The sequence below is a fragment of the Ruegeria sp. O5 genome (assembly GCF_056535105.1).
On record NZ_JBQERN010000004.1, the window covers coordinates 216,347 to 241,178 of the forward strand.

The 24,832-nt window shown below is 57.4% G+C and carries 26 protein-coding genes; 8 read left to right on the forward strand and 18 right to left on the reverse strand.

From position 1 onward, the window contains the following. Positions 1-27: 27 nt before the first annotated feature. Complete coding sequence (ppk2, locus tag ACR0M3_RS08780) at positions 28-966, reverse strand: polyphosphate kinase 2 (protein ID WP_267365547.1); 939 nt, start codon at positions 964-966, stop codon at positions 28-30. A gap of 252 nt (positions 967-1,218) precedes the next feature. Here ppk2 and ACR0M3_RS08785 point away from each other — a divergent pair, with 252 nt between their 5' ends. Further along, complete coding sequence (locus tag ACR0M3_RS08785) at positions 1,219-2,058, forward strand: CPBP family intramembrane glutamic endopeptidase (RefSeq protein ID WP_480556375.1); 840 nt, start codon at positions 1,219-1,221, stop codon at positions 2,056-2,058. 3 nt (positions 2,059-2,061) lie between these two features. Here the strand turns inward: ACR0M3_RS08785 and ACR0M3_RS08790 are convergent, their stop codons facing one another. Then, positions 2,062-2,520 (reverse strand): Lrp/AsnC family transcriptional regulator, encoded by a 459-nt coding sequence (locus ACR0M3_RS08790; RefSeq protein WP_209506641.1) that lies wholly within the window; start codon positions 2,518-2,520, stop codon positions 2,062-2,064. Between the two features lie 135 nt (positions 2,521-2,655). On the opposite strand from ACR0M3_RS08790, the gene ald reads away from it, so the two are divergent. Continuing rightward, positions 2,656-3,774: an alanine dehydrogenase gene (gene ald / locus ACR0M3_RS08795; protein WP_480910285.1), complete on the forward strand. Its 1,119-nt coding sequence runs from the start codon at positions 2,656-2,658 to the stop codon at positions 3,772-3,774. Between the two features lie 161 nt (positions 3,775-3,935). Here the strand turns inward: ald and ACR0M3_RS08800 are convergent, their stop codons facing one another. Then, positions 3,936-4,724, reverse strand: a complete 789-nt coding sequence (locus tag ACR0M3_RS08800; RefSeq protein WP_480624757.1) for a mechanosensitive ion channel family protein — start codon at positions 4,722-4,724, stop codon at positions 3,936-3,938. Positions 4,725-4,854: 130 nt separating this feature from the next. Next, on the reverse strand, positions 4,855-5,283 hold the full coding sequence (mscL, locus tag ACR0M3_RS08805) for a large conductance mechanosensitive channel protein MscL (protein ID WP_480899194.1): 429 nt from the start codon (positions 5,281-5,283) through the stop codon (positions 4,855-4,857). A gap of 142 nt (positions 5,284-5,425) precedes the next feature. Between mscL and ACR0M3_RS08810 the strand changes: the two genes are divergently transcribed. After that, a complete protein-coding gene (locus ACR0M3_RS08810; RefSeq protein WP_480910287.1) occupies positions 5,426-6,124 on the forward strand; it encodes a glutathione S-transferase family protein in 699 nt (232 codons plus the stop codon). A gap of 47 nt (positions 6,125-6,171) precedes the next feature. On the opposite strand, the gene ACR0M3_RS08815 is transcribed toward ACR0M3_RS08810, so the two are convergent. Further along, positions 6,172-6,621, reverse strand: coding sequence for a YtoQ family protein (locus tag ACR0M3_RS08815; protein ID WP_480483023.1), 450 nt, complete (start codon positions 6,619-6,621; stop codon positions 6,172-6,174). A 74-nt stretch (positions 6,622-6,695) separates the two neighbouring features. Next, entirely contained in the window at positions 6,696-7,328 is a 633-nt protein-coding gene (locus tag ACR0M3_RS08820) for a methyltransferase domain-containing protein (RefSeq protein ID WP_480910289.1), read from the reverse strand. An 86-nt stretch (positions 7,329-7,414) separates the two neighbouring features. Between ACR0M3_RS08820 and ACR0M3_RS08825 the strand changes: the two genes are divergently transcribed. Beyond that, positions 7,415-8,299 (forward strand): LysR family transcriptional regulator, encoded by an 885-nt coding sequence (locus tag ACR0M3_RS08825; protein WP_480899190.1) that lies wholly within the window; start codon positions 7,415-7,417, stop codon positions 8,297-8,299. A gap of 41 nt (positions 8,300-8,340) precedes the next feature. Here ACR0M3_RS08825 and pheT read toward each other — a convergent pair whose 3' ends face one another. The 8 genes from pheT to ACR0M3_RS08865 all read right to left on the reverse strand — a co-directional run bounded on the left by pheT (position 8,341) and on the right by ACR0M3_RS08865 (position 17,111). Next, on the reverse strand, positions 8,341-10,737 hold the full coding sequence (pheT, locus tag ACR0M3_RS08830) for a phenylalanine--tRNA ligase subunit beta (RefSeq protein WP_480899188.1): 2,397 nt from the start codon (positions 10,735-10,737) through the stop codon (positions 8,341-8,343). A gap of 78 nt (positions 10,738-10,815) precedes the next feature. After that, positions 10,816-11,622 (reverse strand): CE1 family esterase, encoded by an 807-nt coding sequence (locus tag ACR0M3_RS08835; RefSeq protein ID WP_480773372.1) that lies wholly within the window; start codon positions 11,620-11,622, stop codon positions 10,816-10,818. Positions 11,623-11,928: 306 nt separating this feature from the next. Further along, a complete protein-coding gene (locus ACR0M3_RS08840; protein ID WP_480773373.1) occupies positions 11,929-12,441 on the reverse strand; it encodes a hypothetical protein in 513 nt (170 codons plus the stop codon). Continuing rightward, positions 12,438-13,511, reverse strand: a complete 1,074-nt coding sequence (pheS, locus tag ACR0M3_RS08845) for a phenylalanine--tRNA ligase subunit alpha (RefSeq protein WP_480486562.1) — start codon at positions 13,509-13,511, stop codon at positions 12,438-12,440. The genes ACR0M3_RS08840 and pheS overlap by 4 nt, the downstream gene beginning before the upstream one ends. 71 nt (positions 13,512-13,582) lie before the next feature. Further along, positions 13,583-14,953: a glutamate--cysteine ligase gene (locus ACR0M3_RS08850; RefSeq protein WP_267365439.1), complete on the reverse strand. Its 1,371-nt coding sequence runs from the start codon at positions 14,951-14,953 to the stop codon at positions 13,583-13,585. A gap of 66 nt (positions 14,954-15,019) precedes the next feature. Beyond that, the gene (locus tag ACR0M3_RS08855) at positions 15,020-15,547 is read right to left on the reverse strand and encodes a hypothetical protein (protein WP_480558732.1); all 528 of its coding nucleotides are present in this window, start codon (positions 15,545-15,547) and stop codon (positions 15,020-15,022) included. Continuing rightward, the gene (locus ACR0M3_RS08860; RefSeq protein ID WP_480910292.1) at positions 15,544-16,317 is read right to left on the reverse strand and encodes a GNAT family N-acetyltransferase; all 774 of its coding nucleotides are present in this window, start codon (positions 16,315-16,317) and stop codon (positions 15,544-15,546) included. Before ACR0M3_RS08860 ends, ACR0M3_RS08855 begins: the two co-directional genes overlap by 4 nt. A 68-nt stretch (positions 16,318-16,385) precedes the next feature. After that, the gene (locus ACR0M3_RS08865) at positions 16,386-17,111 is read right to left on the reverse strand and encodes a 16S rRNA (uracil(1498)-N(3))-methyltransferase (protein ID WP_480910294.1); all 726 of its coding nucleotides are present in this window, start codon (positions 17,109-17,111) and stop codon (positions 16,386-16,388) included. Positions 17,112-17,122: 11 nt separating this feature from the next. Here ACR0M3_RS08865 and ubiA point away from each other — a divergent pair, with 11 nt between their 5' ends. The 3 genes from ubiA (at position 17,123) to ACR0M3_RS08880 (ending at position 20,391) form a co-directional block, all read left to right on the forward strand. Further along, a complete protein-coding gene (gene ubiA / locus ACR0M3_RS08870) occupies positions 17,123-18,085 on the forward strand; it encodes a 4-hydroxybenzoate octaprenyltransferase (protein ID WP_480506645.1) in 963 nt (320 codons plus the stop codon). 64 nt (positions 18,086-18,149) lie between these two features. Further along, the gene (locus ACR0M3_RS08875) at positions 18,150-20,069 is read left to right on the forward strand and encodes an OmpA family protein (RefSeq protein ID WP_480910296.1); all 1,920 of its coding nucleotides are present in this window, start codon (positions 18,150-18,152) and stop codon (positions 20,067-20,069) included. Position 20,070: 1 nt separating this feature from the next. Next, complete coding sequence (locus ACR0M3_RS08880; protein WP_480558726.1) at positions 20,071-20,391, forward strand: hypothetical protein; 321 nt, start codon at positions 20,071-20,073, stop codon at positions 20,389-20,391. A 55-nt stretch (positions 20,392-20,446) separates the two neighbouring features. Here the strand turns inward: ACR0M3_RS08880 and ACR0M3_RS08885 are convergent, their stop codons facing one another. The 3 genes from ACR0M3_RS08885 to pgsA are packed head-to-tail and all read right to left on the reverse strand — an operon-like array spanning position 20,447 to position 21,811. After that, complete coding sequence (locus ACR0M3_RS08885) at positions 20,447-20,890, reverse strand: molybdenum cofactor biosynthesis protein MoaE (protein ID WP_480558724.1); 444 nt, start codon at positions 20,888-20,890, stop codon at positions 20,447-20,449. Positions 20,891-20,893: 3 nt separating this feature from the next. After that, positions 20,894-21,139, reverse strand: coding sequence for a molybdopterin converting factor subunit 1 (gene moaD / locus ACR0M3_RS08890; RefSeq protein WP_209506660.1), 246 nt, complete (start codon positions 21,137-21,139; stop codon positions 20,894-20,896). Positions 21,140-21,142: 3 nt separating this feature from the next. Next, positions 21,143-21,811 carry a CDP-diacylglycerol--glycerol-3-phosphate 3-phosphatidyltransferase gene (pgsA, locus tag ACR0M3_RS08895; protein WP_480482997.1) on the reverse strand — a complete coding sequence of 223 codons (669 nt, stop codon included), beginning with the start codon at positions 21,809-21,811 and terminating at the stop codon, positions 21,143-21,145. A 174-nt stretch (positions 21,812-21,985) separates the two neighbouring features. Between pgsA and ACR0M3_RS08900 the strand changes: the two genes are divergently transcribed. Then, positions 21,986-22,870 (forward strand): DMT family transporter, encoded by an 885-nt coding sequence (locus tag ACR0M3_RS08900; protein WP_480910298.1) that lies wholly within the window; start codon positions 21,986-21,988, stop codon positions 22,868-22,870. Here ACR0M3_RS08900 and uvrC read toward each other — a convergent pair. Next, positions 22,867-24,729: an excinuclease ABC subunit UvrC gene (gene uvrC, locus ACR0M3_RS08905; protein ID WP_480910300.1), complete on the reverse strand. Its 1,863-nt coding sequence runs from the start codon at positions 24,727-24,729 to the stop codon at positions 22,867-22,869. The genes ACR0M3_RS08900 and uvrC overlap by 4 nt on opposite strands. Positions 24,730-24,832: the final 103 nt, after the last annotated feature.

Below are 24,832 nucleotides of genomic sequence, written 5' to 3' on the forward strand. Positions count from 1 at the left end.
CGGCCCTGCCGGCCTCGCATGCGTTGCTCAGTAAATCTTTGGGACGTAAAGCTCGTCTGGCAATACCCGCCGCTCGTATTCAGGATTGTACCGCCGGTCAGGCAAATTGACCTTTTCCTGTGGCACGTCTTCGTAGGGGATTCTTGTCAACAGATGCTCGATACAATTCAGACGTTCGCGTTTCTTGTCATTGCCCTCAACGATATACCACGGTGCTTCTGGTATGTTGGTTCGAAACAACATGTCTTCCTTGGCCTTCGTGTACGCCTCCCAGCGAATGCGGGATTCAAGATCCATCGGTGACAGTTTCCACTGTTTCATCGGATCGTGAATACGCATGAGGAACCGCAGTTGTTGCTCTTCATCCGTGATCGAGAACCAGTATTTCAGCAGAATGATCCCTGACCGCACCAGCATCCGTTCAAATTCGGGAACGTCCTGAAAGAACTGTTCAACCTGATCCTCGGACGCAAAGCCCATCACTCGCTCAACCCCCGCCCTGTTGTACCACGAGCGGTCGAACAAGACGATTTCACCCGCAGCAGGCAGATGCGGCACGTAGCGTTGAAAATACCATTGGCTCTGCTCGCGGCGACTGGGGGCTGGCAGAGCGACCACACGGGCGACACGGGGGTTCAGGCGCTGCGTGATCCGTTTGATCACGCCCCCCTTGCCCGCACTATCACGGCCTTCAAACAGGATACAAACCTTGGCGCCAGTGTGCTGAACCCAATCCTGCACCTTGATCAACTCGGCCTGCAACCGCAGCAGGTTTCGGAAATAGACTTTGCGATCCAGCATTTCGGGGTGCTGGTCCCGATAGATTTTGCGGACTTCCATCGACAGCATAGGCTCGCTGAACTCGATTTCGAAGTCTTCATCCAGCGTGTCTTCCAATTCGGCCTCAAGCCAGTTCTTGGTGCCCCCATCGTTCTCGTAAGCCAAGATCAGCTCCTTCTCAGTCATCGGGTTCGAACCATATCGGGCCTGTGTAACCGCCTGATGTCATCAGATAAATCGAAGCCGATCCGTTGCAGCAGTCTATATCGGAAATCAGGGTCTGGACGGGTATATGGTCTTTTACCCGAATTTGTACGTCTGGCCCAAAGGATACAAGCACAAGAATTGACACGAGGCGCCAATCACGCGCTTTCAGGTTGCTTGCATTGCCTTGTTTTTGTGCGGCATGACTGGGTCCACAATTCAGACGAGAACGCCGTGACGTATTTCTTTTCGACATTGCCGGTCACTTGGCCCTGGCTGATCTTGATCACAGCGCAAGTCGCGGCGATGGGGCGACGAACCGGACTTGCGTATGCCCTGCTGGTTCTGTTCGTCAGTGTCGCCTCGGTTACCGGACTGATGTCACCGACAGCAATCGTGGCGGTGGCGCTTGGTCTGATCGTGGCCTTCTTCCTCCCTCGCCAGACAGGTCTGCTGGCTATTGCGGGGCATACGCTGTTGATCCTGTGGTGCCTGGCATTGGGGGCACATCTGTTGCCAGGATTCAACAATTTGAAACTGCTGGATCAGGTGCAGGCAAGTGCCTCGAGCACAAGTTTCACACTGCACCTGAATCTGGACAAACCCATGGTCTTCTTTGCCGTTCTTCTGGCTTGGCCCGGAATGCTGAACAGCCCAATCAAGACCAGAATAAAACCTTTGCTAGCGGGTTTTCTGATTCTGCCCGGCCTGTTTCTGCTGGGTCTATCGCTGCGCGCCGTGCGCGTGGACCTCTCAGCCCCTTATTGGTGGCTGGTATTTTGCCTGTCCAACCTGTTTCTGACTTGTCTTACAGAAGAGGCGTTCTTTCGCGGCTACTTGCAGTCGGCCATTACCTTGCGCCTTGAGGCAACAGGCGGTCTGGTCGCTGCCAGCCTGCTCTTTGGATTGGCGCATATTGGCGGAGGACCCGCGCTTGTGGTATTCGCATCCCTTCTCGGGTTGGGGTGCGGGTTGGGGTTTTATGCAACCGGTCGGCTTTGGGTGCCTGTTGCGATGCATTTCTTGTTCAATCTGACCCACCTGCTGCTGTTCACCTATCCCGGCCCGTTATGACGGTCAGACCGGCAAGGCTGTGGTCTTGAACACGGTACGCAGCGCAAATGAACTTTGCATCTGCGCCACCCCAGGCAAGCGCGACAGGTATTGCCGGTGGATACGCGCGAAATCTTCTGTGTTTTCCGCCACGACCTTCAGAATGTAGTCTGCGGTTCCGGCCATCAGATGGCACTCCAGCACATCTGGTATTCGGGCCACCGCCTTTTCGAAAACATCCAGAACCTCTTCGGCCTGGCCTTGTAGCGTGATCTCGACAAAGACGGTGGTAGGCACGTTCATTTTCCGCGCATCCAGCAGAGCCACATAGTTGCGGATATAGCCGTCAACCTCCAACCGTTGAACGCGGCGGTGGCACGCAGATGGAGACAGGTTGACCTGTTCAGACAGTTCCGAATTCGACATCCTGCCATTCTTCTGAAGTGCGGCCAGAATCTTTCGATCAGTCGTGTCCAGGCTCATTCCTGCAATTCCTTTGCGAGTTTTTTGAATAGTACGGGAAATTCTTCCAAAGAAAAGTCTACCGACACGTTTTCTTTCACAGAAATTGCGCCACGAAATGCACATAATTTAAGCAGCTTATGAACGGAGAGCCCAATGAAAATCGGTTGCCCCAAGGAAATCAAACCTCAGGAATTCCGCGTCGGGATGACGCCCAATGCTGCTCAGGAAGCGGTCGCTCGCGGACACCAAGTCCTGATCGAGTCCGGCGCGGGCATCGGCGCAGGCTTCGACAATGACGCCTATGTCGCCGCAGGCGCGCAAATTATCGACACCGCGGAAGAGGTGTTTGCCACCGCCGACATGATCGTCAAGGTCAAGGAACCGCAGGCCGTGGAACGCAAGATGCTGCGTGAAGACCAGCTGCTGTTCACCTATCTGCACCTGGCTCCGGATCCGGATCAGACACATGACCTGCTGGAATCGGGTTGTACCGCAATTGCCTACGAAACCGTAACGGATGCCAACGGCGGCCTGCCGCTGCTGGCACCTATGTCCGAGGTCGCCGGTCGTCTGGCCCCTCAGGTCGGATCCTGGACCCTGCAGAAGGCCAATGGCGGCCGTGGGGTTCTGATGGGTGGCGTTCCCGGCGTCGGCCCGGCCAAAGTGGTTGTGATTGGCGGCGGTGTCGTCGGGACACACGCGGCCAAGATTGCCGCCGGAATGGGGGCTGATGTCACCGTTCTGGATCGGTCGCTGCCGCGCCTTCGCTATCTGGACGATGTCTTTGGCGGAACTTTCAAGAACCAGTATTCGACAGCAGGCGCGACCGCTGAACTGATCCAGGACGCCGATATGGTCATCGGTGCTGTTCTGATCCCTGGCGCAGCCGCACCGAAACTGGTGTCGCGTGCTCAACTGTCGACGATGAAACCCGGCGCAGTACTGGTGGATGTCGCCATCGACCAAGGCGGGTGCTTTGAAACGGCAAAAGCCACCACCCATGCCGATCCGATCTACGATGTCGATGGCATTATGCATTACTGCGTTGCCAACATGCCGGGCGCTGTTGCGCGCACCTCGACCATCGCACTGGGCAATGCCACGATGCCGTTCATGCTGTCGCTGGCCGACAAGGGATGGAAACAGGCATGTCAGGACGATCCGCACCTGCTGGAAGGTCTGAACGTTCATGCTGGTAAACTGACCTACTATGCCGTTGGCAAGGCCCTTGGCATCGACGTCGTTTCGCCAAATGTGGTGGTCAAATCGTAAGTACCTCCACTCCTGAAGTTGCCTGTTGATGGCAATTCTCAGGGTGGCGCGGTCGGCATCGAACCGACGACTTTCACAAAAAAGGGCACCGCGTTTCTGCGCGGTGCCCTTCTCAATACGCGGAAAGGATGAATGCTCGCCCAAACAATGGGTGCCAGCTGTCACCCCTGTTTTTGAATTTCGACCGAATGCGGATACGGAATCGAAACACCTTTGGCGTCAAACGCCTCTTTCACCACCTTCGTAAGCTCGAACTTGACGTCCCAGTAATCGGCTGCGGCACACCATAGCCGCGCAGTCAGATCGACTGAGCTGTCGCCCAGATTCGTGACCCGCACCCAGGGTTCAGGGTCGCTGTGAATGCGCTGGTCGGCCTTGGCCACATCCAGAATGATCTGCATGGCGGTATCTGCGCTGTCCCCGTAATCAATTCCAAACACCAGATCGACACGACGTGTGTCGTGGGCTGAATAATTGGTTATGATCGACCCCCATGCCTGACCGTTTGGAACAATGATCTGCACGTTGTCGGGTGTCACAAGCTCGGTCGTGAACAGGCTCAGATCCATAACGGTTCCTGCCGTGCCACCGATATCCACATACTGTCCAAGCTTGTAGGGTCGGAAAACCACCAACATCACACCGGCCGCAAGATCACTCAGTGTACCCTGAAGTGCCAACCCGACAGCCAGCGACGCAGCGCCCAGAATGGCGACGATACTGGTCGCTTCTATCCCGAAGATACCCAGAACGGCGACCAGAACTATGGCCAGAATTGCCCACTTGATCACACTGGCGGCAAAATTCCCCAGTGTCGGGTCGATCTGCGGTGTTTTGTTGATCCGGCGGCGTACAACACCCGCGATCGTTCGGGCGGCGATCCAACCCAGAACAAGAACGATCAGAGCCTTCGCTGCATTCAAGGCAATGGGCAAGTATTGATTGGCCATACCAATCGCCTGCTCAGCCAAGTCGGCGGTTTGTTCCATCTCGAATTTCCTCGTGTTTTCTGTTCGTCAATTCTAATAAAACAGGCTCCGCGATTGGTGCGGAGCCCGATGTCGCAACGAAACGACAGATCTACTTCTTCAAAGCGTCCCGGATTTCCATCAGGATGTCCAGTTCGCTGGGACCTGCGGGTGCCTCTTCAACCGCTTCTTCCTTTGCTTCGGCAGCGTCTTTGACCTTGTTCACCATTTTTACCAACATGAAGACGACCCAGGCGATGATCAGGAAATTGATGATCGCCATAATAAAGGCACCATAGGCAAAGACGGATGCGCCTGCTTCACGTGCCGCTTCAAGGCTGGCACCTTCGGCCACGTCGCCTGCAAGAACGGCGTAATTGTTCGTAAAGTCGATACCCCCTGTGAACAATCCAATAAGCGGATTGATCAGATCGCCCACCAACGAGGTAACAATTGCGGTAAACGCGGCACCGATAATGATACCGACCGCCATGTCCATGACATTGCCCTTGGCAATGAATGTCTTGAATTCTTCCAGCATAGCATCCCTCTTGTTTTCTAAGACCACGCTTCTGTTCACGCATGAGCGCATAGGAATTGTGCGTTAAACGCATGAATAAGGGTATGTTTTTTAGGGGAAAGCCACCCTATTTTTCCCCAAATGGCATTTCTCAGGAGTTACCATGTCTCAACTTGCGCCTTTTTTCGTAACCGACAGATGGCCTGCAAAAGATCCCAAGGTCCTTCAACTCTACTCCTATCCTACGCCAAACGGCGTCAAAGCCTCGATCATGCTTGAGGAAACCGGCCTGCCCTATGAGGCACATCTGGTGACCCTGGCAGACTCGGATGTCAAAAGTCCCGAGTTCCTGTCGCTGAACCCGAACAACAAGATCCCGGCGATAATCGATCCCAACGGACCCGACGGTGCACCGCTGGCCCTGTTCGAAAGCGGTGCGATCCTGCTGTATCTGGCCGAGAAAACGGGCAAGTTCCTTGGCCAAACCGCAGCAGACAAGCACCGGATCACCCAATGGCTGATGTTTCAGATGGGCGGCATCGGGCCAATGTTTGGCCAGCTCGGGTTTTTCTACAAATTCGCTGGCAGCGCGATAGAAGATCCGCGCCCGCGCGAGCGTTACATCAACGAAGCCAAGCGCCTGCTGAACGTGGTGAATACGCAACTGGAAGGACAAGACTGGATCGCGGGCGAATATTCCATCGCGGATATCGCGCTTGCCCCGTGGCTGAATGCACTGGATTTCTATGGCGCGAAGGATGTGGTTGATTGGGACGACTATTCCAATGTCGTCGCTTACGTTGATCGTTTCTTCCAACGCCCAGCGGTTCAGCGCGGCAAAGCCATACCGGCACGAGACTGATAACAGTTGAAAGAAAGGGGGCGCCAAACCGGCGCCCCTTTTATCGATCAGCCGGGCAGAGCGCCTGTCAGCACGTAACGCAGAATTTCGACCACCTGAGCGGGTTCTTCCGCCACGGCCAGTGCGGCGGCATCAACTTCTTTCAGCGCGTGCTGGTGATCCGGGCCGTGCAGAACGATGATAGACTTGCCCAGTGCTGCAGCGTAACCCGCGTCAAAGGCAGCGTTCCACTGTTTGTACTTGTCACCAAACCTGACGACGACAACATCCGCATCCGCAATCCCCTTGCGTGTTCGGATCGCATTGACCATCGCTCCCTTGTGGTCGTGCCAATACTTGTTCGGCTCGGCCCCCAGAATGGCCACACCACAATCATCACTGGCCGTGTGATCGGTAACGGGGCTGTTGAAGGTCACGTCCAACCCTTGCGCTCCATCGATGATCTGTTCACGCCAGTCGGTGTGGATTTCTCCGGAAAGATAAACGTTCAGGCCCATGGCAAACTCCGATGTTGTTCCCGCCCAATTTAAGGGTCCCACACCCAAAGCCCAACGCGGATTCCGGAAAAACCTTACATTTTACGAGCCACTAGGAATCGGCGGGCGTCACGTATTGGGAAACTGTCGCTCTCGATGATGCTGAACCCGGCGCGTTCAAGGGCCGCATCAAGATCCGCCTCAGACAGGAATTGCACAAACGGAGCCTTACCAAAGAACTGCATGATCGGAAGCGCGAGACGAATAGCGTAATACTTTAGGCTCGCCGCGCTGGACGGACGGCAAAAAGTTTTCGAAATAAACAGCCCTCCGGGTCTAAGGACCGAGTGTACTCGGCTCAATGTCAGATCCAGATCTTCGACCAGGTGCAAAAGATTGAATGCCAGCGCCGCATCAAATGAACCCTCAGGCGGTCGATTTGCATCAGCCTCGGCAAAAGTGACGTTTTCGATGCTTTGCGAAGCGGCGTTTCGACGTCCAACGGCCAACATACCGGGGGACACGTCGGTTGCAGTGATAGATCCTACATATCCGGACAGCTTCAGAGCAGTCATGCCTGTGCCGCACCCAAGTTCCAGAACATCATCGGATTTCTTCAGGTAAGACGCTGTCCGTTCCAGCGTATGCTCGTACGAAGCCATGTCTTTGATGGGCGAGCGGGCATATTTCTCGGCCACTCCATCCCAGAATTTCGCAGTGGTGGTCATTGAGGAGTCTCCTTTCGGCGAGAATTTATTCATGCGCAGACCGAATATAAATTGCCGAAATTTGCAGGTTTACTATACATTTTTGTATGAATGAGTTTGGCGATTTTGATTGGAACCACATCCGGTCCTTTCTGGCGACGGCTGAAACCGGGTCATTTTCCGCAGCGGCACGGCAGCTACGGCAAACCCAGCCTACGCTGAGTCGTCAGATAGCGGCGCTTGAACAGGACTTGGGCGTGATGCTGTTTGAACGGGTTGGCAGAACTCTTGAGATCACTCAGGCCGGATTGGAGCTGCTGGATCATACACGCAAAATGGGGGACGCGGCCAATCGCATCGCGCTGACGGCGTCCGGACAGGCACAATCCATTGAAGGCCGGGTTCGCATCACCGCCAGTGACGTGATGTCGGCCTATGTCTTGCCCGACCTGCTGCGCGAAATCCGGGCGCAAGCCCCGCGCCTGCGGATTGACGTGATTGCCTCAAACGATATTCAGGATCTTATGCGGCGCGAGGCAGATATCGCGATCCGCCATGTCCGCCCTGATCAACCCGACCTAATCGCGAAACTGATACAGGAGGCGTCCGGGCATTTCTATGCAACCACAGAGTATCTCAACCGTGCGGGACGCCCGAAATCAAAGCAGGACCTTTCACGGCATGAGTTCATCAGCTTCGGCGACAACAATCAGATGATCGCCTATCTGAAACCGCTTGGCATTCACCTGACCAACGAGAATTTCCGGCTTGGGTCTCAGAACGGAATAGTGGCTTGGGAATACGCCAAACAAGGCTTTGGCATAGCGCCCATGTCGCAGACCGTCGGTGATGCGGCACCAGGTATGGAGCGTGTGTGCCCCGGGATGGAGGCCATCACATTTCCGATCTGGTTGACCACGCATCGCGAGTTGCACACCAGCCGCCGCATCCGGCTGGTCTATGACTTACTGACCAAGTTCCTGTCCAAATAAAACGCGCCCGAAGGCGCGCTTTCCATTGGAGCCTCAGAGCTCTAACCGCGAAGGACCCCACCCGTCGCCTTGGCAACCTTGGCAATGATCTTCTCGGCTACGGCTTCGATGTCCTTTTCCTTCAGCGTCGCCTCAGTCGGTTGCAGACGCACGGTAATGGCAAGAGACTTCTTGCCTTCGCCAAGGCTGCCGCCAATGAATTCGTCAAAGACACGCACGCCCTCAATCAGTGCCTTGTCGGCACCTGCGGCTGCGTTTACCAGCGTCAGCGCTTCGACATCGGCATCGACAACAAAGGCAAAATCACGCTCGACCGCCTGCAAGTCGCGCAGTTCCAGCGCAGCGCGGGTGGCCCCGGATTTGCGGGGCAAAGGCACTTCGTCCGGCCAGATGGTGAATGCCATTACTTGACCTTTTATGTCCATCGCCTGCAAAACGCGCGGGTGCAACTCTCCGAAGACAGCCAGTACTTTTTTCGGACCCAGACAGATTTTGCCATGACGACCCGGATGCCACCATGGATCGCCGTCGCGCAGAATCTGAACCTTTTCGGGCGCGCCAACGGCGGCCAGAACAGCCTCGACATCTGCCTTGGCGTCGAACACGTCCACTGGGCGCGCAGCACCGTGCACATCCTTGGGGCCAGAACGTCCTACCAGCAGGCCGGTGATCTGGGTTTTCTGATCACCCGGCTCGCCATTGTGAAAGACCGGACCGACCTCGAACAGGGCGACATCCGCGAATCCGCGCGCCTGATTGCGGGCGGCAGCCTGCAACAGGCCGGGCAGTAGATCGGGGCGCATATGGCTCATCTCGGATGAGATCGGGTTTTCCAGCATGGTCGTAGTATCGCCACCACCGAACAAAGCCGCCGAAGCCTGATCAATGAACGTATAACTGACGCATTCGTTATAACCCAGCGCCGCGCAGGTACGGCGCGCCATGGACTGACGGCGCTGCGCCGGGGTCATCACCGGTTTCGGTATCCCCTCGGTCACGCGCGGCAACGGCCGGCCTTGCAGCTTGGTCAAGGAAGCAATCCGCGCGACCTCTTCCACCAGATCGGCCTCGCCCAGGATATCCGGGCGCCAGCTGGGGACATGGGCCATCTCGCCTTCCAGACGAAAGCCCAGACGGGTCAGGGTCTGTCGCTGTTCGCTTTCGGGAATATCCATCCCGACCAGAGACTGCACCCTTTCCGCATTCAGCTTGTAGGCGCGCGCATGGTTCGGCGCTTTGCCGGCCTCAACCACGTTGGAGGCTTCTCCGCCGCAGATATCCAGGATCATCTGGGTCGCGTGTTCCAGCCCCTCGCGGGTGTATTCCGGGTCAACACCGCGCTCGAACCGATAGCGCGCGTCGGAATTGATCTTGAGCGCACGGCCTGTGAGCGCGATTTGCACATGGTCCCAGAACGCGCTTTCGAGGAAAACGTTTACCGTTTCCTCGGTACATCCGGTTTCCTCACCGCCCATGATGCCCGCAATCGATTCCGGGCCTTTGTCATCCGAAATCACCATCATTCCGGGTTGCAGCGTGTATTCTTTTTCATCCAGCGCGACCAGCGTCTCTCCGCCTTTGGCGCGGTGCACCCGCAGGTTGCCCTGCACCTTGTCGGCGTCGAACACGTGCAACGGGCGGTTGTGATCGTAGGTCATGTAATTGGTGATATCCACCAGCGCCGAGATCGGACGCAGACCTATGGCCTTCAACTGATCCTGCAGCCATTGCGGGCTGGGGCCATTCTTCACGCCACGGATCAGACGGCCAGTGAAATGCGGCGCTCCGTCCAGCGTGTCTTCTTCGATTGACACCTTGATCGGACACTCGAAATCACCCGGAACAGGCGTATAATCACGCTGCTTCAACGTGCCAATTCCACGCGCGGCCAGATCGCGCGCAATCCCTTCAACCCCCAACGCATCCGGGCGGTTCGGAGTGATCGCGATTTCGATCATCGGATCGACTTTGGACGGGTCGTTTTCTGCAAGCCAGTCCACGAATGTATCACCCACTTCGCCCGAAGGCAGTTCGATGATGCCATCATGTTCATCCGACAGCTCCAGCTCACGCTCGGACGCCATCATGCCAAAGCTTTCGACGCCACGGATCTTGCCGACACTGATGGTCAGGTCCAGGCCAGGGATGTACATGCCCGGTTTGCAGACCACGACGGTGATCCCTTCACGCGCATTGGGCGCACCGCAGATGATCTGTAGCTCGCCCTCGTCTGTATCGACCTTGCAAACGCGCAGCTTGTCCGCGTCAGGGTGTTTCTCGGCGTGTTTCACATAGCCCAGAGTAAAACCTGCCAGCCGTTCGGCCGGGTTCACGATCTCTTCGACCTCAAGCCCGAGATCGGTCAGCACCTCGGCGATTTCATCAACCGAAGCATCAGTGTCGAGGTGGTCTTTCAGCCAGGACAGAGTGAATTTCATTGCACGGGGCCTTTTTTGGCAAACATCCAGTCGGCACAGGCAATGGCAAAGAATGCGCCGGGGTGCAAGCGCTGCGCGTCACGGATAGCTGGGGGTGCGGCCCAAAAGCTCATCCAACTGCCGCCCAATCCAGCCATGCGGGATGAAATGCCCGCCGGGATGCGTGTCCAGCGTCACCTGCCCCTGCGTGCAATCGGTCCATTCCACTCGGCTAAGCGTCAGGAACGGTTCCACACTCCAATCACCCCGCGGGGTCGCTCCGTTGCAATTGTACTTTTCACGCCAAAGCGAGACCGGATGGGTCGTGTCGCCATTCGCGCCATAAGGAAAATCCATCACCGTATCGCTGAGCCCGTGTACATGGCGCGCCTCACGCGGGGCTTCGGGGCAGTTTTCTGTCTGGCGAATGCTGCCCGCAACGGCCAGCAAAGCAGCGATGTCATTGCCCGACTGGCACACATAGCGCCACGCCATCGCACCGCCGAAGGAATAACCCGAGACATAGATGCGGTCAGGGTCAATCGGATAGCGCTTGGCCACGTCCTCCAGCACCCGGTCGGCAAAAGGCACATCATCCGAGCGTGCGGACCAGAAATTCCAGCTTTTGCCCAAACCGTTCGGGGCAACCAGCAGCACGCCCCGACGTTTCGTGGCCCCGGCAATCCGTTCGTGGTTCACAACCACGGTGCCCTGCCGCGCCCAACCATGGAAATGCAGCAGCACGGGCAGAGGTGTTTCACCATCCCAGCCATCAGGTTCTAGAACGTGATACGAGCGGTCACCGAGATCACAGGCAATAACGCCGTGGCATTCGGTTTTCCAGGGGCCCATGGCAAAGGCGGGCGCGGTCATCAGCAGAAGAAGGCAGAGCAATCGACAGATCATGCACCCGACCCTAACGGGGCATTCCGCCCTGTCACTTAACATATCGGTGTGGTCCGATCGTAGGCCGGGCTTCAGCCCGGCACCCACCCACCGCACATGGCGGGCTGAAGCCCGCCCTACGTCAGGTCAAAGCATCAAGCCGGGCCATAGCCAGACCGCGGAATGGCGATCAAACCTTTAGCTGGGCAGTTTGTGGTCACCAATTTTGTGTGTCGTTGAAACAGGGCACCTGCGGAGACAAATCGCCAGCCCGTCCGGGCGGTCTGGCGATGGCGCGGCGGCCTACCGGCCTTTGCTCCGCGCAAGCTATTTGGATGGCTCTTTGCTCAACATTTTTTGCATCCATCTTGGAAATCTGAATTGATGATGCTCCGCAAGTTCCGTTCGCATTATTCTCAGCAGCTGCGCATGAGATTGCTGAAGTTCCCTTGCTGCCGCCTTAGCTTTCTCGGAGTTTTCAGGGCTAGCATCACCCGCCGGAGGGAAAGCAACCTTCCACGCGCGAAACTTTTTGTCATGAGAACTAACAGCATTCCAGATACGATCTGACGCTATCAAAGCAACCTGATCGCGTGTGGTGTATATATCAATCTCTGCTTTCGATATCCCCAAGAAGCCCGCCAGTTGCTCGTCGGTGTATTCTTGCCCTTTGTAAGGCTGGGAAAGAAAATGTTCGTGCGTGAGGGTCAGATACTTGGCGAAAAGCTCTCTTTGCCTCTGTTGAAGCTCAGTTTCCCTTTCCACCATTTTTTGCCAACGGTAGACAACCGTAGCGACTATTATTGTCACTAGGCCTAGGAAAAACTGGCCGATACTCACCGACTCAAACCACCATGCAGGTTCGGCATATCCAGCGCCGCAAACCCGTAGTGGCGCAGCCAGCGCAGGTCGCTATCAAAGAACGCCCGCAAATCCGGAATGCCGTATTTCAGCATCGCCAGACGGTCGATGCCAATCCCGAACGCAAAACCCTGATAGACCTCGGGGTCGATCCCTCCAGCGGCGATCACCTTGGGGTGGACCATGCCGGAACCCAGAATCTCCATCCAGTCGTCGCCCTCGCCGATCTTCAGCTGACCGTTATCCCACGAACAGCGGATATCAACCTCGGCCGATGGCTCGGTGAAGGGGAAGTGCGAGGCGCGGAAGCGCAGTTCGACATCGTCGACCTCAAAGAAGGCTTTCACGAATTCTTCCAGAACCCATTTCAGGTTCGCCATCGAGATATCCTTGTCGATGGCCAGCCCCTCGACCTGATGGAACATCGGCGTGTGGGTCTGGTCGTAATCGGCGCGGTAGACGCCACCCGGACAGATCACGCGGATCGGCGCGCCCTGTTTTTCCATCGAGCGGATTTGCACCGGAGACGTATGGGTGCGCAACACATGCGGCGGGCGGTTATCACCCTCGGCGCGGTGCATATAGAACGTGTCCATCTCGGCCCGTGCGGGGTGGTGACCGGGGATGTTCAGCGCGTCGAAATTGTACCAGTCGTCTTCAACACGCGGCCCTTCGGCCACCGAGAAGCCCAGTTCAGCAAAGATCGCTGTCAGCTCTTCGGTCGCCTGGCTGATCGGGTGGAGTGACCCCTGACGGCGCGGGCGGGTCGGCAGGGTGACGTCCAGCCATTCGGTGCGCAGGCGCTCATCCAGTACAGCATCGGCCAGCGCGGCTTTCTTGGCGGACAGCGCCGAGTTGATTTCATCCTTCAGGGCATTCAGCGCCGGGCCTGCGACCTGACGTTCCTCGGGCGTCATCTTGCCCAGCTCGCGCATCTTCAGCGCGACCTCGCCTTTTTTGCCAACAGCCGCGACGCGGATCGCCTCAAGCGCGTTTTCGTCGCCTGCTTCGGCGATTTGGCCCAGATATTTTGCCTTAAGATCGTCCATGACGGCCCTCTGAATTTGGTCGAGAACCTGCTATCGGCCCCGCCCCGCGATTGCAAGCGGGACGGTGCGCATCAATAGCTGTATTCGGGATAAATCCGGGTCAGATCGCCATTCCAGTCGCCATTGTAGTGTTCCAGCAACTCATCTGCCGGAACCTTGCCGGTGTCGATGCTTTCCTTCAACGCGTTCAGGAAATGCGTCTCATCCGGGACCAAACCACCAGCACCAGGGCGCGCACGGGCTTTCAGGCCCGCCTCGGAGATTGCCACAACTTCACGCGCCAAATCATGCATGTTGACGTTACCAACCTGCGCCTGAAGCCCGTCTTTGGCTGCCGCAACACGCAGCCCCTCGCGCGTTTCAGCATCCCAGCCCTTGACCAGATCCCACGCCGCATCCAGCGCGGTTTGGTCATAGGTCAACCCGACCCAGAAGGCGGGCAAGGCGCAAAGCCGTCGCCAAGGACCACCATCCGCGCCGCGCATCTCCATGAACTTCTTGATCCGCGCTTCGGGGAAGGCCGTTGTCAGGTGATCGGCCCAATCCGACAGGGTCGGCGTTTCACCCGGCAATGCAGGCAACTCACCCTTGAGGAAATCTCGGAACGACATGCCCAGCGCATTGATGTACTGCCCGTCGCGGTAGACGAAATACATCGGCACATCGAGCGCGTATTGGACATAGCGTTCGAATCCAAAACCATCCTCGAACACGAAGGGCAACATGCCCGTGCGCGCATCGTCCAGATGTCGCCAGATATGGCTGCGCCAGCTTTTCTGGCCGTTCACTTTACCTTCGAAGAACGGAGAATTGGCAAACAGCGCCGTCGCTACCGGCTGCAATGCCAGCGCCACGCGCAGTTTCTGTACCATGTCGGCTTCGGACCCGAAGTCGATATTGACCTGAACGGTACACGTCCGCCGCATCATTGCGCGGCCCATGGTGCCGACTTTTTCCATATAATCGTTCATCAGCCGATACCGCCCCTTGGGCATCAGCGGCATCTGGTCATGCGTCCAGATCGGCGCCGCGCCCAGACCGATGAATCCCACACCGATCTCATCGGCGATATCCTTCACCTCGCGCAGGTGAGTATTCACCTCATCGCAGGTTTCATGGATCGTTTCCAGCGGAGCACCCGATAGCTCCAGCGCGCCACCCGGTTCAAGGCTGACATTTGCGCCGTCCTTTTCCAGACCGATCAGATGACCGGATTCACGGACCTCTCCCCAGCCGTGGCGATCCCGCAACCCCTCCAACACGGCGACAATGGATCGCTTTCCTTCAAAAGGCAGAGGTTTCAGCGTGTCCTTGCAATAGCCGAATTTCTCATGCTCGGTGCCGATGCGCCAATCTTGCTTGGGTTTGCAACCCGATTCCAGATATTCGGCCAGTTGTTCATGGCGTTCGATCGGACCGCCGCCGGACTGAGGGATGGACATGAACCGTGCTCCGATCCTGCTGTGTCTGTTTTGAAGGTCAAGTGGTGGTCGGAAATGGCGCCAGTGTCAATGCAACGGCAAATGCGCCGGGCGCGACGGTGTACGTTCCCAGATAACGACCGGATGCTGCGATTTGCCGTTGAGTTCCGACAGCATTTGCTCGGTTTTGAGGCCAGGCAGGTTTGAGAACACGTCGAACAACGCCTCGGCTCCTTCTGCATTCACAGGAATGTGAAGCGTTGGCTGGCCCGGCTGATCCAGAACCCAATGTGCGGGGTCGGAGGTCGGGTCAAGGGCCAAACGCTCAATTTCGCGGGACGCGACGATGCCGCCATCCAAGGGGCCAAGATAAGTGATCTGACCTTCATCAATCGTCACGACACCTTGCCCGCCCACACCTGTTCTGAAGCGCGCGCGCTGTATGCCGATCACGGCCAAAGCCGCTGACACGACAATCAGAAACCAGCCTATCCAGGCCAACAGTCCGCCCGGCCCGCTGATCCAGCTCAGACCAAGGATCAGGACAAAAGCCGCGACCAGAACCTCGCGCCAACGCCAAAGCGCCAGTTTTGCTTCAGGTCGGATGAAACTCATGAGAGCACCCTTTGCGGTTCCTGAAGCAAAGCGACCTTGTACCAACCCACCTGTTGGAACCCAATCGCCTCATAGGCACGGGCGGCAGGTGCGTTGTTCGCAAACAGGTTCGCTGCCGCCGCGCCCTCGGATTTTGCTTTCTGCATCAATGCGGTCGTGACCCGTCGACCCAAGCCACGATTTCTGTTTTTACGTGGAACAAAAACACCACCGACCTGAATTTGGTCGTGAACCCTGGCATTTACAGACGCCATGGCAACCGGCGCGTCGCCTTCCATCAGGACAATCGCCCTGCCTGCGGTCAATTCCGCCTCGACGCGCTCTGCCGCCAGCTCACGCGCCTCTTCGCCTGCGGCCTGTCCGGTATCCTCGATGTAATCCGCGAACCAAGTGTGCAGTCTTGACCGATCCTCGGCGCGCAAATCGCGATATGGAACAGGTGCCTCAGTCAGACCTCGCAGGTCACGTCGATAAAGCGGTTCATCGTGATTCAACCGGTACTTCGCCTGCCCCAATCCCAAAGCGCCCAACGTCAGCTCGACCTGAGGTGCATCCCCCGTCATACCCAAAACGGTTTCGCCTTCGATCATCCGCGCGAAACACTCGGCAGCTTGGGTTTCGGCGTTGGGCAATTGAACCATCAGATAGCCCTTCTTGCTGAGCCCAAAGACACCCTGAACCTGATCCTCACCCCAGATGAAGTAGCGGCTGGAATATTCATTCGCATTCAACCCCACCCCGTGGGCCGCCAAATTGCTGCGCAAAAACATTGAACTGTCAGGGTAGCGGGACAGAAACCTCTCTAGCGCCGGGGCATCCGATTGAACCGCCTCTCGAATCACGACCAATCCCCCAATGCCTGCTGCCACATGGTCAACGCGGCCACCGCCGCTGTATCCGCCCGCAGAATACGCGGGCCAAGACTGACTACATGCGCATAGGGTAAAGCCGACAGCCGCGCACGCTCAGCGTTGGAGAACCCGCCTTCCGGGCCGATGAGAATCGCCCAGGGGCGCCCTTTTTCATTCGCTGCCAGCCGCAGGGCCGAGCCGACCTCGGCCTCGTTGCAGAACATCAACTGCCGCCCTTCAGGCCAGGTATTCAGCACACGGTCCAGCCGCTGAAGGTCTGCCACCTCGGGCACGTAGGTTCCACCGCATTGTTCAGCTGCTTCGATTGCATGAGCCTGAAGCCGGTCCTGCCGGATACGGTCTGCGTTGGTGAATTCGGTCTGAACTGGCAGGATGCGAGCCGCGCCCATTTCAGCTGCTTTTTCAACAATGAAATCGGTGCGCGCCTTTTTGATCGGCGCAAACAGGAACCACAGATCGGGGGGCAGCTGCAAAGGTTTGGTCTGCCTGACACAGGTCAGAGCGCCACCGCGTTTTCCGGACTCGGCCACCTCGGCCAGCCACTCTCCATCTTTGCCGTTAAACAGCGCCACTGCTCCGCCAACCGGCAGTCGCATGACGCCAAACAGATAGTGCGCCTGATCGCGCGTCAAAGGAACCGATTGCCCCTGACCCAAGGGCTGCTCTACATACAGTCTGATTTTCGCATTCATGAGACCTACATATGCAAGGCAATGCCCCAACACCAGATGGTCAAGTCGCCGATGCCGTCACCGGCAACTGGGTCGACACCCATGCCCCAGCCTTTGCCCGACCGTATCTGCGCCTCAGCCGCGCAGACCGGCCCATCGGCACATGGCTGTTGCTGCTTCCATGTTGGTGGGGGCTGGCGCTGGCCATCCTGCATGACGGTCAACCGCGTTGGGAAGATCTGTGGATTGCCCTAGGCTGCGCATTCGGAGCTTTTTTGATGCGAGGTGCCGGTTGCACGTGGAATGACATTACAGACCGGGAATTCGACGCACAGGTTGAACGCACACGCTCGCGCCCGATACCGTCGGGGCAAGTCAGTGTCCGGCAAGCTGCGGCCTGGATGATACTGCAAAGCCTTCTGGCGCTTGGCATTCTTCTCAGCTTCAATCAGGCGGCGATTGCCATGGGTGTGTTATCTTTACTGCCGGTGACCGTTTATCCGTTTGCCAAGCGGTTTACGTGGTGGCCTCAGGTTTTTCTGGGGCTGGCCTTCAACTGGGGCGCATTACTGGCTTGGACGGCGCATAGCGGGTCGCTCGGCTGGCCTGCTGTCACGCTGTACCTGTCCGGCATCGCCTGGACCCTGTTCTATGACACGATCTATGCACATCAGGATACCGAGGATGATGAACTGGTCGGCATCAAATCCACCGCGCGCCTGTTTGGCACCGACACGGCGAAATGGCTGAAGTATTTTCTGGTCGCAACAGTATCGCTGATGGGGCTGGCCATTATTGATGCCGGGGTGCCTGACGCGTCAATTCTGGCGTTGGGGGTCGCGCTTTGCGGCCCCTGGGCCATGGGCTGGCACATGATGTGGCAATTGCGCGGGCTTGATACTGAAGACAACGCCAAGCTGCTGCTGCTGTTTCGGGCCAACCGCGATACCGGCTTTATTCCGCTGATCTTCCTTTGCGTCGCCTTGTTGCTCTGATTGCACCTGCTGAACGGGGCCTGTAAAGATCGGCGCAAACGCCTGAGGAGTGCCAAACCCAAACATGCGTCTGCCGTATTTTATCGCTGTTTCCCTGATCTTTCTTGTATCAGCTGGCCTGTCACTTCTGGCGGCCAGCTATGCTGTTACCGAGATCGAAGAATCATCGGAACTCGCTGTACGGCGCTCGCTGGACCTGAAAGGACATGATTGGGCCGAGGTCGAAGCCGATGGTTTGCGGGTGGTCCTGACCGGTACAGCGCCAGATGAAGCGACCCGCTTTAACGCTCTGACCGCCGCGGGAACCGAAGTTGATACATCCCGCGTAATCGACGAAATGGAGGTTATCGCAACTTCCGCCCTCGCAGCACCGCGCTTTTCGGTAGAAATCCTGCGAAATGACAGTGGAATTTCGGCGATAGGTCTGATCCCGGCCAGTGAGAACAGGGACAAGCTGATCCAACGGCTTGGCAATCTGGACAGATCTGTTGCCATTTCGGACCTGATGGAAACAGCAGATTACCCAAAGCCCAAAGGGTGGGATGCCGCAATATCTTACGCGTTGGAGGCCCTGACCCACCTGCCCCGCGCCAAAATTTCCGCCAACCCGGATTTGGTCAGGATCACGGCAATTGCCAACAGTCAGCAAGAAAAACAAAAACTGGAACGCGACCTGACCCGTACGGCACCGCCCAGCCTGCGGGTTGGGCTGGCGATTTCAGCACCTCGCCCGGTCGTCACACCATTTACTTTGCGTTACCTGATCGACGAAGAAGGCGGGCATTTTGACGCCTGCTCGGCGCAGGATGAGAAGGCACGTGACCGAATCGTGGCCGCCGCGAAAAACGCCGGGTTGACGGGGCCTTATTCCTGCACCGTCGCCTTGGGCGAACCATCGCCACGCTGGCCAGAAGCAGCCGAGAAAAGCATTCAGGCGCTGTTCAGGATAGGCCAGGGTTCGGTCACCATGTCAGATGCGGACATTACCCTGATCGCAGCGGAGGGAACCGATCCTGCGGTGTTCGACCGGGTTGTGGGCGAGCTTGAAACCGAGCTGCCTGCGGTCTTCGCCTTGCACGCCGTATTGCCCGAGCCTGAGACAACGAACCCAAATGGCCCGGTCGAGTTCTCGGCGACCCGCAGCCCTGAAGGGCTGGTGCAATTGCGCGGACGGCTGGGTGATGAAACTCTGCGCGACATGGTCGACAGCTACGCGCGCGCGGCCTTTGGATCCGATCAGGTATATACTGCCACCCGCATCGTTTCGGATCTCCCGGCGGACTGGCCTGTACGTGTTCTGGCCGGTCTGGAGGCTTTGGGTCAGCTCCACAACGGCGTATTGACCGTTACACCCGATACGGTCGAACTGATCGGCCTCAGCCACGAAGAAGACGCCAAGGCCCGCATCGCAGGTCAATTGTCCGACAAGTTGGGCGAGGGGCAGGAATACACCCTGACCATCACCTATCAGCCCCCACCGGAACCCGAGGACGCCCTGCCCGACCCGGAAGTCTGCGAGGCCCAAATTGCTGAAATTCAGGCCACCAGCAAAATCGCCTTTGAGCCCGGATCGGCCACGATTGCATCAGACTCGCGCGATGTGGTGAACCAGATTGCGGATATCCTGCGCGACTGCGGTCCGATCCGTATGGAGATTCAGGGCCACACAGACAGTCAGGGCCGCGAAGAGATGAACCAACAACTCAGCCAGGCACGGGCACAATCCATCCTGAACGAATTGCGCGGGCGGCGTATTCCGACCAGCAGCTACACCGCTGTGGGATATGGGGAAACGCAACCCATCGCTGACAACGACACCGAAGAGGGCCGGGAAGAAAACCGCCGGATCGAGTTCCGTTTGATCCGCCCTGAGCCTGTTGCGAGTACCGAAACAGGCCTTGAAGCACTCGAGGTCGAGGCTGCGACCTCCGCAGAGGACCAAACCGACACGACCGCACCTGATGCGGATGCAGGGGACCAATAAGTTGAACAGAACAGAATTCGTCATTGTCACTGCCATTATCCTGTTCGCAGCCTTCTGCATGGGCTGGTTTGCCAATTGGCTGGCGCATCGCCTGTCCCGCGTACGACAAAGCGATGTCGCCGATCTGGACCGGATGAGTCAGGAGTTGCACGAGGCCGAGGAAACACGCGATCAGGCCATCACCTATTTGCAGCAACGTGAGGCCGAATTGACAAACCAGCTAACCCAGACAGAGGCCGAGCTGGCAGCCGCAATGGATGGCCTGCGGGCCGCGCGTCAGGAGGCCGAAGAACTGCGCGGACGGATCAACAACGCGGATTAAGTATACGACCTTGCGCCACCGCCCAAGTTTGCAAGAATAAACGGTCGCTAAATCACTACCACCGGGTCAGCGCGTCTTCGTCTTCGTCTTTGGCTGCGACCCATTCCGCACCAGAGTGGGTGATTTCCTTCTTCCAGAAGGGTGCGCGAGACTTCAGATAATCCATCAGAAATTCCGCTGCCTCAAACGCATCTTTACGATGCGGCGCAGCGGTCGCCACCATCATGATCCTGTCTCCCGGGGACAGGCGGCCATGACGATGGATCACCAGGACGTCACCCAATGACCACCGCTCCTTGGCTTCCTGGGCAATCTTGCTCAGCGCCCGTTCCGTCATACCCGGATAGTGTTCAATCTCCATCACATCCAGATCACCGCTTGCCAGGTCGCGCACAACGCCAGTGAAGGTGACAATGGCTCCGTTGGCATCATCCCCGGCGGCAAAAGCATTGGCCTCGGCGCCCAGATCGAATGCTTCCTGCTGAACAGTGATCCGCATCACTCAGCCGCCCGTCATTGGTGGAAAAAACGCCACTTCCCGAACGCCCGACAGCGAGGCGTCAAAATCCGACAATTCCTGATCCAGTGCAACGCGCAGGGCGGACAAATCGGCAAATGCCGCGGCATAGCGTTCTTCCCGCGCGCTCAACTCGGCCACCAGATCATTGACAGTGACTGCCTGCGTTTCGACCTTTTCCTTTGGCAAACCGATACGTTCGCGTACCCATGCAAAATACAGCACATCCATCCCTTAGATCTCCTTCAGATGTGGCATGGCTTTACGTAGGTAATCATAGCCGGTGATCAACGTCAGTGTCGCCGCAATCCACAGCAACCACAGCCCGATCTGGCCTGCCCAGAACATACCATGGATGTTCCAGCGCAGGTGATTCACATCTTCAACCTGGCCCGCGATAATCTGTTCTACCAGCGCGGCGTCCATGCCGAAACTCGCCATCACGGCATAGTGTTCAAAGATGCCCTGCGAGAACAGCACGGCGATGGCGATCATCTGCGCTGTAGTTTTCCACTTGGCAAGCTTTGTAACCTTCAGCGTCCCCGCCACATCGCCCAGATATTCGCGCAGGCCCGAGACAAAAACCTCGCGGAACAGGATCACGGTGGCGGGTAGCACCAGCCATGGCGTCCAGTGTTCGGTCGAATAGCCAACCAGAATCATCAGCGCGATCACCACCATTGCCTTGTCGGCAATCGGATCCAGCATCGCGCCCATCTTGGTTTCCTGTTTCCACGCACGGGCCAGATAGCCATCAAACCAATCGGTGATCGCCGCCGACAGGAACAGGATCAAAGCGAACCAGTCCGCATAGGGCCGGGTGAAGTACAAAAACATAACGGCCAGACCGGGCGCAGCCAGCAGGCGTAGAACCGTCAGGATATTGGGCAAATTCCACTTCATGGCTTGGACCCTATATCGCCGGTTCAAGACAGAAAAGACAAACCGGTAAAAAACTACATCACTCACAACAGCTTGGTCAAAGCGCCGCAGGTCCGACGCTTTGCGCTTCGTGCACTTGGCGTTTCACGTCTTTGCAGTCAGATTGCCCGTCGACTGCAAAGTGGAACGTTCAGGATGACAGCGCATATTCAAACCGACGCCCGGTCGAACATGGTCGGCAGCCTGTGGATGGTGGCCGCAATGGCGGGCTTTGCGTTGGAGGATGCGTTGCTGAAAGCAGCATCGACCGCGCTTCCGATCTGGCAGGTTCTGGTTCTGTTCGGGACTGGCGGGTCCGTAATCTTTGCGGCACTGGCGTCGGCTCGCGGAAAACGTCTGATACACCCAGACGTTCTATCCCGCCCGATGAAAGTTCGGGTGCTGTTCGAAGTCTTTGGTCGGCTGTTCTATGTGCTCGCCATCGCGTTGACGCCCTTGTCCTCGGCCACCGTGATCTTGCAAGCAACGCCTTTGGTTGTGGTCGCAGGCGCGGCGTTATTCTTTGGTGAAGCGGTTGGTTGGCGGCGATGGAGCGCGATTTTTGTCGGTATGATCGGCGTCGTCGTTATTCTGCAACCGACCGGGGGCAGTTTTTCGCTGCTGTCGATACTGGCCGTATTGGGCATGTTAGGGTTCGCAGGGCGTGATCTGGCCAGCCGCGCGGCCCCTGCGACCCTTGGAACCGAAGTACTGGGGTTTTATGGTTTCCTCAGCATTATCGTTGCGGGCCTTGCCTATCGGGTGTGGGAAGGCGCACCCATGACACCGGTTAGCACGCACACCAGCCTGCATCTGACGGGCGCGGTTCTGATGGGCGTCATGGCCTATGCCGCGCTCATGAACGCAATGCGCACGGGTGAAGTGTCAGCCGTGACCCCGTTCCGCTATACGCGACTGCTGTTCGGTATCGGGTTGGGTATCGCCCTGTTCGGCGAAAGCCTGGACCGTACCATGTGGGTCGGCAGCGCGCTTATTGTGGCCTCGGGTCTCTATATCCTGTGGCGGGGGCGACAGGTCTAACCCTTGTCGTGGAAGAAATCATAGACTTTCTGAGCCAACCCGGCCGAGATTCCCTCGACCGCTTTCAGGTCTGCCAGATTGGCCCGGCTTACCGCTTTGGCGCTGCCAAAGTGAGTCAGCAAGGCGCGCTTGCGTGCAGCCCCGACGCCCGGAATTTCATCCAGCGGCGTGGCACCAACAGCCTTGGCGCGTTTCGCACGGTGGGTGCCAATGGCAAAACGGTGCGCCTCGTCCCTTAGCCGTTGAATAAAGTACAAGACCGGATCGTTGCGTTTTAGGGCAAAGGGGCGCTGGCCGATCCGGTGAAACTCTTCCTTGCCGTGGTCACGGTCGACCCCTTTGGCAACACCGACCATCGGAATGTCTTCGACTCCGTGGGCCTGCATGATCTCGTGCACAGCGCTGACCTGTCCGGCACCGCCATCGATCAACAGCAGGTCGGGCCAAAGCCCTTTATCCCGATCCGGGTCTTCTTTTTGCAGGCGGGTGAAGCGACGGTTCAGAACCTCTTTCATCATGCCGAAATCATCACCCGGCGTCAGGTCGTCGCCGCGAATGTTGAACTTGCGATAGGCGTTTTTCATGAACCCGTCGGGCCCTGCCACGATCATACCGCCCACCGCGTTAGTGCCTTGGATATGAGAGTTATCGTAGACCTCAATCCGTCCCGGTGGACTATCCAGATCAAACGCCTCTGCCACCCCGCGCAGCAACTTGGCTTGGGTGGCGCTTTCCGACATGCGCCTTGCCAGAGACTCTCGCGCATTGCGCAAGGCACCTGCAACCAGTTCCTGTTTCTCACCCCGCAGCGGGACAAGGATTTCGACTTTGCGCCCGGCTTTCTCGGACAAAGCCTCCTGCATCAGATCGGCGTTTTCGATCCCGTCCGACAAGATCAACTGCCGTGGTGGTTCCTTGTTGTCGTAGAACTGGCCAAGGAAAGCCTCCATCACTTCGGCATGTGATACATCCGGGCCAACACGCGGATAAAAGTCCTTGTTGCCCCAGTTCTGGTTGGCCCGGATGAAGAATACCTGAACACAGGCCTGCCCGCTGTCCATATAAAGGCCGATCACATCCGCCTCGGTCACGCCACGAGGGTTGATGCCTTGCGCGGTCTGTACCTGCGTCAGCGCCCGGATGCGGTCGCGCAGACCGGCGGCGCGTTCGAACTCCATAGCCTCGGACGCGGCCATCATCTGTTCAGCCAGTTCCTCCTGCACCTTGGTCGAGCGCCCCGACAGGAAACGTTCTGCATCCTTGACGCTTTCACTGTAATCCTGCTCCGAAATCAAACCGACACACGGCCCGGAACACCGTTTGATCTGATAAAGCAGACAGGGCCGCGTGCGGCTGTCGAACATGGAATCCGAACAGTTGCGCAGCAGGAATGCCTTTTGCAGCTGGTTCAATGTGCGGTTTACAGCACCCGCGCTGGCAAATGGTCCGAAATAGGCGCCTTTTTCCTTCTTCGCCCCACGGTGTTTTTTGATCTGCGGAAAGTCATGATTCTTGGCGACCAGGATGTTCGGAAAGCTTTTGTCGTCCCGCAGCAGCACATTGTATTTCGGTTTAAGCTGCTTGATCAGGTTCTGCTCCAGCAGCAGCGCCTCGGTTTCCGTTCTTGTGGTCAGAAACATCATCGAAGCGGTCGAGGAAATCATCTTCTCGATCCGGCCCGAGTGACCCGGCCTTGTATAGTTCGACACCCGCGCCTTTAGGTTTCGCGCCTTGCCCACGTATAAAACCCGACTGTCGGCATCCAGCATCCGGTACACCCCGGGTGAGCTGTCCAGCGTCTTTGCATAACGCTGAATGCAGGCATAACCGGTCAGGGACGATTCACTGTGGGTAGTCATGGGATTCCGATATGATTCTCTTTTACTGGCTGCAATCTTGCGGGCTTCAGATCAAGAGAAAACAAATCCACGATTCCTGTGGATAAGTGTGAAGATAAGTTTT

Bases quoted from the DNA above. Each gene is read 5' to 3' on its own strand.
- ppk2 (WP_267365547.1), bottom strand. From the start codon at position 966: ATGACTGAGAAGGAGCTGATCTTGGCTTACGAGAACGATGGGGGCACC.
- ACR0M3_RS08790 (WP_209506641.1), bottom strand. From the start codon at position 2,520: ATGAGCCTGGACACGACTGATCGAAAGATTCTGGCCGCACTTCAGAAG.
- ald (WP_480910285.1), top strand. From the start codon at position 2,656: ATGAAAATCGGTTGCCCCAAGGAAATCAAACCTCAGGAATTCCGCGTC.
- ACR0M3_RS08800 (WP_480624757.1), bottom strand. From the start codon at position 4,724: ATGGCCAATCAATACTTGCCCATTGCCTTGAATGCAGCGAAGGCTCTG.
- mscL (WP_480899194.1), bottom strand. From the start codon at position 5,283: ATGCTGGAAGAATTCAAGACATTCATTGCCAAGGGCAATGTCATGGAC.
- ACR0M3_RS08810 (WP_480910287.1), top strand. From the start codon at position 5,426: ATGTCTCAACTTGCGCCTTTTTTCGTAACCGACAGATGGCCTGCAAAA.
- ACR0M3_RS08815 (WP_480483023.1), bottom strand. From the start codon at position 6,621: ATGGGCCTGAACGTTTATCTTTCCGGAGAAATCCACACCGACTGGCGT.
- ACR0M3_RS08820 (WP_480910289.1), bottom strand. From the start codon at position 7,328: ATGACCACCACTGCGAAATTCTGGGATGGAGTGGCCGAGAAATATGCC.
- ACR0M3_RS08825 (WP_480899190.1), top strand. From the start codon at position 7,415: ATGAATGAGTTTGGCGATTTTGATTGGAACCACATCCGGTCCTTTCTG.
- pheT (WP_480899188.1), bottom strand. From the start codon at position 10,737: ATGAAATTCACTCTGTCCTGGCTGAAAGACCACCTCGACACTGATGCT.
- ACR0M3_RS08835 (WP_480773372.1), bottom strand. From the start codon at position 11,622: ATGATCTGTCGATTGCTCTGCCTTCTTCTGCTGATGACCGCGCCCGCC.
- pheS (WP_480486562.1), bottom strand. From the start codon at position 13,511: ATGGACGATCTTAAGGCAAAATATCTGGGCCAAATCGCCGAAGCAGGC.
- ACR0M3_RS08850 (WP_267365439.1), bottom strand. From the start codon at position 14,953: ATGTCCATCCCTCAGTCCGGCGGCGGTCCGATCGAACGCCATGAACAA.
- ACR0M3_RS08855 (WP_480558732.1), bottom strand. From the start codon at position 15,547: ATGAGTTTCATCCGACCTGAAGCAAAACTGGCGCTTTGGCGTTGGCGC.
- ACR0M3_RS08860 (WP_480910292.1), bottom strand. From the start codon at position 16,317: ATGTTTTTGCGCAGCAATTTGGCGGCCCACGGGGTGGGGTTGAATGCG.
- ACR0M3_RS08865 (WP_480910294.1), bottom strand. From the start codon at position 17,111: ATGAATGCGAAAATCAGACTGTATGTAGAGCAGCCCTTGGGTCAGGGG.
- ubiA (WP_480506645.1), top strand. From the start codon at position 17,123: ATGCAAGGCAATGCCCCAACACCAGATGGTCAAGTCGCCGATGCCGTC.
- ACR0M3_RS08875 (WP_480910296.1), top strand. From the start codon at position 18,150: ATGCGTCTGCCGTATTTTATCGCTGTTTCCCTGATCTTTCTTGTATCA.
- ACR0M3_RS08885 (WP_480558724.1), bottom strand. From the start codon at position 20,890: ATGCGGATCACTGTTCAGCAGGAAGCATTCGATCTGGGCGCCGAGGCC.
- moaD (WP_209506660.1), bottom strand. From the start codon at position 21,139: ATGGATGTGCTGTATTTTGCATGGGTACGCGAACGTATCGGTTTGCCA.
- pgsA (WP_480482997.1), bottom strand. From the start codon at position 21,811: ATGAAGTGGAATTTGCCCAATATCCTGACGGTTCTACGCCTGCTGGCT.
- ACR0M3_RS08900 (WP_480910298.1), top strand. From the start codon at position 21,986: ATGACAGCGCATATTCAAACCGACGCCCGGTCGAACATGGTCGGCAGC.
- uvrC (WP_480910300.1), bottom strand. From the start codon at position 24,729: ATGACTACCCACAGTGAATCGTCCCTGACCGGTTATGCCTGCATTCAG.